This window comes from Campylobacter sp. RM16190 (genome assembly GCF_012978835.1).
Classification (GTDB): domain Bacteria; phylum Campylobacterota; class Campylobacteria; order Campylobacterales; family Campylobacteraceae; genus Campylobacter_A.
Map to the genome: position 1 here is coordinate 81,079 of NZ_LIWS01000008.1, position 9,507 is coordinate 90,585.

Sequence of the window (9,507 nt, forward strand, 5' to 3'; positions counted from 1 at the left end):
AATACAGAAAAAAAGATTAAAAAAAAGATGGAGCGGGAAACGAGATTCGAACTCGCGACCCCAACCTTGGCAAGGTTGTGCTCTACCCCTGAGCTATTCCCGCGGATAAGAAGTCGCAATTTTATCAAAATCATCACCGTTTGTCAAGAAATTTTATAAATAAAAATCTTATCACCTTTTTTTATCTCGTTTTGATCGAAATCAGAAAGGTGGATGGCGTTACTTTTTACTAGAGGCAATATCATACCTGAACCAAATTTATTGTTATCTGTTATATGAAATTTACCATCTTTTAGCGTTCCTAATACTATATTCTGACGTCCGGACTTTATCTTTAGATCCTGATAGGCTTCCGCTTCAACTTGCATCAAATTTTTGCCGTTTAAAAATGGCACTACAAGCAAAAATGCGAGTAAAAAGGCTGCCATAGGATTTCCAGGAAGTATAAAAACTAATTTTGAATCTTTAGAGTATGCCTTGCATGGGCGACCAGGTCTAACATTTATATGTTCAAAAAGTTCTTTGAAACCAAGCGAAAGTAGAGCGGTTTTCATATAGTCAGCTTCACCTTTACTAGCCCCACCAGAACAAATAATCACATCAAAATTTGCATTTTGAAACGAATTTATAGTCTCGTTTAAATCATCTTTTATTATCCCCAAATAGCTACTTTTGAAACCGAAATTTAACAGTATGGCAGCTATTGCTTCGGCATTTGCGTTATAAATTTGATTCTCATTGGCTGTTTGCCAAGGTTCTATTATCTCATCTCCGCTTGAGAAAATACCTATTTTTGGCTTTACCAATATTTTTACACGAGAGATGCCTTGAGCCGCGAGCATCATTATATGAGCTGGAGCCAGTCTGGTGCCTGCGCTGATAAGCTCATCTCCTACTTTTACCTCTTCTCCTCTATGCCTAAATGCATCATAGGCTCTTGTTTTATCGGTTACTATGACTTTTTCATCCTCTATGATAACATCCTCAAGTCTAGCCACGGTATCTGCACCTTTTGGCATTTTTGCGCCTGTCATTATCTTTATACACTCGCCATCTTTTATCGATGTATCTTTGCTATCTCCTGCAAAAACAGCGTCTATAACTTTTAGAGGTTTGTTTTTATCGGCAAATTTCATAGCATAGCCGTCCAACGCCGAGTTATCAAATGCAGGCAAATCCTTTACGGCGATTATATTCTCGGCTAAAATTTCTCCTACTGCCATGGATATGCTTACAAATTCACTATTATTACTCGATTTTACACTATCAAATATAGTTTTTAAGGCTTCATTTACTATCATTATTATTCTTCCAATCTTTTTATTTTAGCCCCAAGTTTTGCGAGCTTTATTTCTAAATTTTCATAACCTCTATCAAGATGGTAAATTCTATGCACCTTGCTTGTTCCATCGCTTGCAAGAGCTGCTAATACTAGGGCTGAAGAGGCTCTAAGATCAGTAGCCATGACATCTGCTGCGTTTAGCTTCTCTCCTCCATATATGCTTGCTATATGTCCGTTTAAACGTATATCAGCGCCCATTCTGCTAAGTTCGCTTACGTGCATAAAACGATTTTCAAATAATCTTTCATCAATCACACTAACTCCGTCTGCAATTAGCGCAAGAGCCATAAATTGAGCTTGCATATCGGTTGGAAAGCCGGGATATTCTGTTGTTACTATCTCTACAGGCTTTATTTTATCCGTAGGAAGTATGGTTATTTTGTCTTCATTAATATCTATGCCAAAGCCCATCTCGTTAAATTTGGTTAATATAGCCTTTAGGTGACTTGCATTGGCATTTGTTATTGTGATTTTAGAATTTGTAATAGCACCTGCGCAAAGGTAGGTGCCAGCCTCTATTCTGTCTGGAATTACTCTTATATTTTTAGAGGTTATGAGGTTTTGGCCCGTGCCCTTAATAGTAAGTTCATTAGTCCCGATTCCTTCTATATACACTCCGGCATCTGCTAAAACCTCGCATAGCTGCACTACCTCAGGCTCTTTTGCTACGTTTGTAAGACGTGTGGTACCGTGCGCTAAGGCGGCCGCCATTATGATATTTTCGCTTCCTGTGACCGTAATCTTATCAAATACAATATCGGCTCCGTGCAAGCCATTTGGCGCGGTAGCTACTACATAGCCCTGTTTTATTTCTATGTTTGCACCCATTTTTTCAAGCGCACTTAGATGAAGGTCAATCGGACGCTGACCTATGGCGCAACCTCCGGGCAAGCTTACTTCGCAATGTCCAAATCTGGCCAGTAAGGGTCCAAGAACCAAGATGGAAGCGCGCATTTTACGGACTATATCGTAGTTTGCCTTAGTAGAGTTTATATTGTTTGTATTGATTTTTAGTATATGAGAGTCTAAAAAATCACACTTCGCACCTAAATTTACAAGTAAAGTCGCAAGAGTCTTTATATCTGCAACATTTGGGATATTTTCTAGTACTACATCATCTTTTATTATCAACGTTGATGCTATAAGCGGTAATGCCGCGTTTTTAGCACCGCTTATAGCGACCTCTCCGCTTAATTTACTATTTCCTTCTATTTCCAAATAAAACATAATTAAATCCTTATAAGATAGCGATTATAACGCAACTTAACTTATAAAAAGAAAATTTAAGACATTTAAAGCCTTTTTTACCCAATTATCTATATAATTTTAATCGCTTAATAAAAACTTAGGATGTAAATTGAAATTTAAAAAGTCTATTTTAGCCACAATGTTAAGCTGCTTTTTTCTATCAGGTTGTTCTCACTTAACTCCGAATTTAGATCAAAAACGAACACCAGATACAATAGAAGAAATAAAAGATGAGCAAAGCCATATTAAATTTGCAGAATTTGATCATACCGGAGTGTATTATGCAGCCAAGGCATCGTATATTTCAAAAATGATAAATGAATATATTGGAAAGAAAAGTGGCAAAGACTGCTCTGGGTTTGTATCTTTAATAAATAAAAAAAATAACAATATATATTTTAAAGAGGCTAATTTAGAAAAGTTTTATACTAAATATGGTTTTAAATCGGAGGCTATTTTTAATCTATATAAAAATCAGGATATGATTTTTCAAGAGAATCCAAAAGTAGGAGATTTGATATTTTTTAACAACACTACAAGCAAAACAAAAAACTACAAAAAGACAAAAATAATTACGCATATAGGCATAGTAAGCGATATATATAGCGATGGAACTATAGAATTTATACATCATTCCGGGAAGGAAAGTAAAAAAGGAGTCATAAATTTTTCTCAAAAAAATAAGCATAAAGCAGGCGGAAAAAAGATAAATTCCTATGTGGTAAGCTGTAAAAAATGTAGCTCTACATATCTTAGCTCAAATAGATTTGCAGGCTTTGGCAGAGTTAAAATTTAAAGGCTTTTAAAAGGATTTTGATTGTATGTAACCTCTTTTTTGATAGCTTTTAACTGCTTGGTATATTTTCTTATAAATTTCATTATTCAAGATAGTGATTTAAATTTGGTTTTCGGGCTAAATTTGCTACTTTTAGATCAAAATTTTTTCTGGCAACTACTGAGCTCGATGTTTATGCATGGAAATTTAACTCACTTGCTTATGAATATGGCGGTTCTTTTTCAGTTTGGCTCTATTTTGGAACGCGAACTTGGAGCTTTAAAATTTAGCCTAGTTTATCTGCTTGGAGGCATAACTACTTCGCTTTTAAGCTTCGTTTATATCTATTTTGTCTATGAATTTAACGGAAATTTTATAAATTTAGTCGGAGCAAGCGGAGCCATAAGCGTGCTTCTTGGCATCATGGCATTTCTTGATAGAAGTAGCGCTAAAGGGCTTTTGATAGCTATCTTGCTTATGAGTTTTGTGCCTTTGATGATGGGAGTAAATATAGCTTGGTACGCTCACATAATCGGCTTTGGCGTTGGGTATTTGATAATGAAAGCGAGAGTTTTATGAGGTTTTTTAAAGAGCTTGGCGAAATTTTAAGATGTGGCGATAAGGATAAGAAATTTGCTACATTTAAAAATTTTTACGACGGCTACAAGGCGGGACATTATGATATAGTGGATGATGGCGAAATTTTACCTCTTAAGGAGCCTAGTTACGCTAAATTTTGTGATGTCGTGGAGATGAAAAATCTGGATAAAAAATCAAGCAAACAAAACAAAGACGCAGCCTTCCTTCACTCGATCGCTCATATCGAATATAGCGCCATAGATATAGCGCTTGATGCGGCTTATCGCTTCCGAGGTCTTCCTAGGCGTTATTATGACGACTGGCTTGAGGTGGCTGAAGATGAGATAAGGCACTTTGAGATGATTGAAAAATATATGCAAAATTTTGGTGTAAAATACGGTGATATACAAGTTCATAACGGGCTTTTTATAGCACTTAAGATGACTGAAAACTCATTGCTTGAGCGTATGGCTGTGCTTCCAAGATACATGGAGGCAAACGGACTTGATGCAAATGCTTTTATGCTTAAAAAACTTGAAAATGACGATACGAAAGCTGCTTTAAAAGAGATTTTGCAAGTGATTTTGGATGAAGAAATTTCACATGTCAGCAAGGGCGATAGGTGGTTTAAATTTGAGTGTGAGCGTAGAAACGTTGATCCAAACGAATATATCGCTATCGTTAAGAGAATTTATCCAAATTCATTTATGCAAAGCAGGGAGCTAAACGAAGAGGCTAGATTAAAGTCCGGATTTAGCGCTTTAGAGATAGAGCGCATCAAGCAAATAGCCAAAAATAGGGCGTATAAATAGGAGTGAATATGAAAAAAATTTACTTTATAAGGCATGCAAAAGCAGCTCAAAAAGACTATGAAAACGACTTTGAGCGAGATCTAAACGAACGAGGCAAGAAAGATTTGGCTTTGATGTGCGATAGGCTTAAAAAGCATAAGGTGAGGGTGGATGCGATCTTTTCAAGCCCTGCAAAACGCTGCGCAAAAACTGCTAGCAAGATGGCTGACGCTGTTAAATTTAAAGGTAAAATAGAGTTTATAGATATGTTTTACGAGGCTAGTGTGAGCGATATGCTTGAGTTTATAAGAGGGCTTGATGATAGGCTAAATAGCGTATTTATCGTATCGCACAATGACACTATAACTGAAATTTGCGAACTTCTAAGCGATGCCGTAATAGGCAATATCCCTACTTGCGGGATATTTTGTATAGAATTTGAATGCTCTTTTAAAGATATTAAAGAGCATTCAAATCGCGCTTTGTTTTTTGACTATCCAAAAAAACATAAGGACTAAATTAACTCAAACATATTATTTCTGACCATCTTTTCAATGAGTCCGACTATATAGATGTCTACTGCTTCATTTTTATCTACTATTTCAAGCTCTCCTTTTTCATTTCTTCTTTGCATCTGTATATTTTTTTCTTTCAGTAGTCTTTTGATATCTTTTATGCTGTTTTGTCCGTCAAAGGCTAGCATTATCTCAAATTCTTCTTTGGCAAATTTTCCTATTATTTCGTTTAGATAGTTGGAAAATGATATTATTCGCTCATCGTTATTCAAAAAATATTTAATGTATCTTTTATAGATATCTTTTATTTTGCTTTTTCCGGGGTTGTATTTAACGCAAACTATGGGATTTGGTAGTATATCCACGCTATCGTTAATGATCAGCGATACAATATCTGCATAAACTTGATTTTTATCATTTTCATCAAACATCCCTACAATATCTTTGATAGAGATTGTAGAAGGGAAGGATGAGTTTAAAATATTTACTATTTTTATCACTCTACTATTTATCTCTTTATTTTTCGAATCAAATATTTTATTGTCCTTAATCGTAAATGATCCGAGTAAATTTAGCTCATCTAAAACTTTTTTACTAAATGTTTTATCAAGTCTTGCTTTCGCTAAATTTTCCTTATGTGTTATGATACTTCTTCTAAAGGACATCCCTGTCGTAAAATCAAAGAATTGCTCTATGGCTATTCTTGGCTCCATATTATTAAAATTTTTAACTATATTTGATAGTTGCTGATCATGTGTGTTATTTAAAGAAAATATTAGATTGGAATCAACAAGATAGCCAAGCTCGTATTTTTCTATATGTTCTATAAATTCATAAAAAAAGCAAGGATCATTGAAAATTTCAAAATACTCGTGAAATATATAGCTGTCATCATTCGTATCTAAGCTGTCTATGGTGCTTATAAGGTTTTTTTGTTTGTCAGAAAAACCTATAGCACTCATATAACTTTTTAGAAATTTCAGATTTTCTCTTAAAAATTTAACTTGTTCTTGCGGGGAAAATTTATTTTTTGGCATAAAAATATCAATAAAATCTCTTATAATCGACTTGTTTTTCCACCCAGGGTATGTATTGTAAGATACGTAAGCGATTCCATTTGGGGATAGTAAATTTTTTATGGTCTTTAAAATAGCGTCTTGAACCTCTTTTGGAACCCAGCTGTATACACCGTGAGCTATTATGTAATCAAACTTTCCTAATTCATCTCTCATTTCGCATATATCTTTTTGATATAGTTTTAAATTTTCTATTCCAAGTTCGCTAATTATCTTATTTCCTTTTTCTATCTGAGTACCGGATAAATCAACTCCAACCAACGTTGCTTCTTGATTATTCAGAGCAAAAGGTATCAGGTTTCCGCCAAAAGAACATCCTATATCTAAAATTTTTGCTTTTGAAGCATTAGGTGGATCAAGCAACAAAAGTTTTGCTATAGCTTCTAATTTATAAGGGTGGGAATATTTGAAAGATTGTGATACATAAGGTATGCTATCGTAGCTCTCTTCGATATGTTTTATTTCCATTTTAATAATCTCCTTAGTTTTTTCAAAGTTTATTTTATCATTAGTTGCATAAATTTAATTTTTAGGAATTTTATAAAAGAGAAGGTTTTTGTTAATATATAGAAAAATATATGAAATCAAGCGTAAAATATCACATTAAATTTAATGGATAAATTTAAAATATACAAAATGTAAAGTTTATAAAATATCGTATATATAGAGCTTTGATTTATATTCGAAAAGCGTATCTTGAAAATATAAATATTAATTTGAAAATTATAGTTTTCAATACAAAATGATGAAAATAGTTTGCATTTAACCTTTTTATAGATTTTATCATAAAATAAAACAGCATAAAACGCAATGAGTAAAATGCAACTTTTTGTTGGATGTGTTGATGTGTATGCAGAGGAATTTCTCTTTTGCTTAAAACCAAAATCTGCTTTTAAGAAACACCAACATAACACACTATATCAGTCATAATTGATGATTGGCAATAGTGAAGCTAGATTATAAATGAGCTCTTCTGGCTTGAGAAATCTGAAGTAATTTGTGTGTTAGATATAAACACAGTGCTTTTAAATTTTTGCCTAAAAAACGAACTTTTACACAAAAATGCAAATGAAAAATTTATCTTTGAAATTTTAGCTCTATTTTTCTAAAGATTTTGGAAAGTATTGGCTTTTTAAGGTAGTTTTTAACGTGCCTTATAATCAATTTTTGGGCTTTATAAAAGCCCAAATTTATTACATAAAGTTAGGCGCGTCGTTTGAAAATAGTATCAGATCCCCTGCTTTGGTTTTTTGAGCTAGTATTTCTTGCATTTTTGACTTATCTTTTATGATGATTATCTTTGGTTTTGTTAGGTATTTTAACAAGGAAGCCGCATTTAAAGAGCTTGATATCATCACTACATCAAAAATTTCATTTATGATCTTGCTTAGTTTTTCATTATCTTCCGAAGTACTCTCTACTATTCCTGGCGTTATAAGCACTTTTCTGCCATCATAGCTTGCGACAAGCTCATAAGATGCACTCATACCGTTAAAATTTCCATTAAAGCTATCATCTATGATGATTTTACCCCCTGCATCAATGCGTTGCAGTCTATGCTCGATGTTTTTAAGCTTGGATATTAGGTTTTGTATTTTGTCCGCTTTCAGCCCTAGATAAAGAGCTATTTTTATGCAGGCTGCTAAATTTGCGCAGTTAAATTTACCAAGTAGCGGGGAGCTGAATTTAAACTCGTCAAGGCTAAATTTTACGCCTTCTAAATTCGCTTCTATCTCATTTAAATTCTTATCAAAAATTTCTATTTTTTCGCTCTCTTTTGCCAGTGTTGAGCTATGCACGAAGGCTTTTTCAAGTCGATTTGATCCAAGCGCTTCAAGCTTGGTTGCGCGGATATTATCAAGAGTTTTAAAATATTCTATGTGCTGAGCCCCTATTTCGCCTACGATTACGATTTGAGGACGCAAAAACGCGGTAATTTCAGCTATATCGCCCTTCAGTCTAGCTCCTGCTTCTGCGATATAAATTTGCGTATCGCTAGCAAGATTTGAATTTACGTCTTGGATCAAGCCTGCTAGAGTATTTACGCTGCGAGGAGTTTTGTGGCACTTAAAGTCATCTTTTAAAATTTCAAACAAGAAATTTTTAATACTTGTCTTGCCAAAACTTGCCGTTATCAGAACGATTTTAAGCTCTTTCATGTTTTCAAGCTTTTTAAAAGCCGCTTTTTCATACATCTTAAAATTCATCTTCTCAAGCATAAAGCTAAGTATAAATGAAATTGCAAGCGGAAGTATAACGCCTAAATTTTGACACTTAACCGAGATGTAGCAAAATATATTTTCAAGCACCAAGGCGATTATAAGTATAATGAAAAATCGCTTAACTCTTGGAGTAAAAACTAGCTTCTTATCAAGCCTTTTATGCCAAAGATATAGACTTGGCACCATCGCAAAGTAAAAATATATCCAAAAAAACTTGCCCGTCGTATAGTAAAGCACAACAGGAATTATCGCAAAAAATACGTGCCAGGCAGGCTTTGTGAAGTGGAACAGCACCCGCTCGAATTTGTACGAAAACCACTGCAAGCAGGTGATAAGATAAAATCCAATCGCAAGAGTAAATAAAGAGTGAGTAATAATCAATCCGCCGCTTGTTAAAATTTCAGTTAAATTCTCGCTCATTTTAGCTCCTCTTTCTCATTTAAATTTAGCTCGGAATCGATAACTCCGCTGATGTATCTTGCATGAAGCAAAAAGAAAAAGTGATCGCCCTTAAGCGGATGAAAATCGCTGTTTGAGATGAGGCTATGTATCCTCTCGCCGCTTTTTAACGGAGTCGCACTATCGTCTTCCCCCCAAAATATAAGCGCCCTGCCCTTGTATTCTTTAAATTTATTTGTAAAATCCTCATTAACTACGTTTTTAAGTGTTTCATACATCTGCTTGCTCATGCCTTTTACGTCTTTTGTGGCAAAAAATTTATATAAAAAGCCAAATCCAAGAGCTTTTAAAATTTTAAAAACGGCGATTTTAAACCTCACGAAAAACGGCTTTTTGGTAACTATGCCAGCACTGCTTAAAAGAGCTAAATTTGCAGGCTTAAGCAAGGTTGCAACCTTTCCGCCAAACGAGTGTCCGACGATAAGAGTTGGAGTGATATTTATCTCTTTCAAAAACAGCCTCATAATCTCGGCATAATCTTTCGTATAAAGATCTTCGTG

At 34.4% G+C, this 9,507-nt stretch carries 9 protein-coding genes and 1 tRNA gene; 4 read left to right on the plus strand and 6 right to left on the minus strand.

The features are described 5' to 3' along the window. Positions 1-28: 28 nt before the first annotated feature. From CDOM16190_RS08695 to murA, 3 genes are all read right to left on the minus strand, one after another. Positions 29-103: transfer RNA gene (locus tag CDOM16190_RS08695), tRNA-Gly, on the minus strand. Between the two features lie 40 nt (positions 104-143). Further along, entirely contained in the window at positions 144-1,301 is a 1,158-nt protein-coding gene (locus CDOM16190_RS08700; RefSeq protein WP_170020175.1) for a molybdopterin molybdotransferase MoeA, read from the minus strand. A gap of 2 nt (positions 1,302-1,303) precedes the next feature. Next, positions 1,304-2,569 carry a UDP-N-acetylglucosamine 1-carboxyvinyltransferase gene (gene murA / locus CDOM16190_RS08705; protein ID WP_170020176.1) on the minus strand — a complete coding sequence of 422 codons (1,266 nt, stop codon included), beginning with the start codon at positions 2,567-2,569 and terminating at the stop codon, positions 1,304-1,306. Between the two features lie 130 nt (positions 2,570-2,699). Between murA and CDOM16190_RS08710 the strand changes: the two genes are divergently transcribed. From CDOM16190_RS08710 to CDOM16190_RS08725, 4 genes are read left to right on the plus strand one after another with little or no spacing between them, the layout of a single operon-like run. Then, positions 2,700-3,386: an NlpC/P60 family protein gene (locus CDOM16190_RS08710; RefSeq protein WP_170020178.1), complete on the plus strand. Its 687-nt coding sequence runs from the start codon at positions 2,700-2,702 to the stop codon at positions 3,384-3,386. Between the two features lie 21 nt (positions 3,387-3,407). After that, positions 3,408-3,944 carry a rhomboid family intramembrane serine protease gene (locus CDOM16190_RS08715; protein ID WP_170020180.1) on the plus strand — a complete coding sequence of 179 codons (537 nt, stop codon included), beginning with the start codon at positions 3,408-3,410 and terminating at the stop codon, positions 3,942-3,944. Next, positions 3,941-4,756, plus strand: a complete 816-nt coding sequence (locus tag CDOM16190_RS08720; protein WP_170020182.1) for a ferritin-like domain-containing protein — start codon at positions 3,941-3,943, stop codon at positions 4,754-4,756. Before CDOM16190_RS08715 ends, CDOM16190_RS08720 begins: the two co-directional genes overlap by 4 nt. A gap of 8 nt (positions 4,757-4,764) precedes the next feature. Beyond that, positions 4,765-5,253, plus strand: coding sequence for a SixA phosphatase family protein (locus CDOM16190_RS08725; protein WP_170020184.1), 489 nt, complete (start codon positions 4,765-4,767; stop codon positions 5,251-5,253). On the opposite strand, the gene CDOM16190_RS08730 is transcribed toward CDOM16190_RS08725, so the two are convergent. The 3 genes from CDOM16190_RS08730 to CDOM16190_RS08740 all read right to left on the minus strand — a co-directional run. Continuing rightward, positions 5,250-6,794: a methyltransferase regulatory domain-containing protein gene (locus tag CDOM16190_RS08730; protein WP_170020185.1), complete on the minus strand. Its 1,545-nt coding sequence runs from the start codon at positions 6,792-6,794 to the stop codon at positions 5,250-5,252. The two genes, CDOM16190_RS08725 and CDOM16190_RS08730, sit on opposite strands and share 4 nt — an antisense overlap. A gap of 725 nt (positions 6,795-7,519) precedes the next feature. Beyond that, positions 7,520-8,968, minus strand: coding sequence for a Mur ligase family protein (locus tag CDOM16190_RS08735; RefSeq protein WP_170020187.1), 1,449 nt, complete (start codon positions 8,966-8,968; stop codon positions 7,520-7,522). Continuing rightward, positions 8,965-9,507, minus strand: a 543-nt coding sequence (locus tag CDOM16190_RS08740; protein ID WP_249934151.1) for an alpha/beta fold hydrolase, incomplete at its 5' end; no start/stop codon positions are given. The genes CDOM16190_RS08740 and CDOM16190_RS08735, both read right to left, overlap by 4 nt.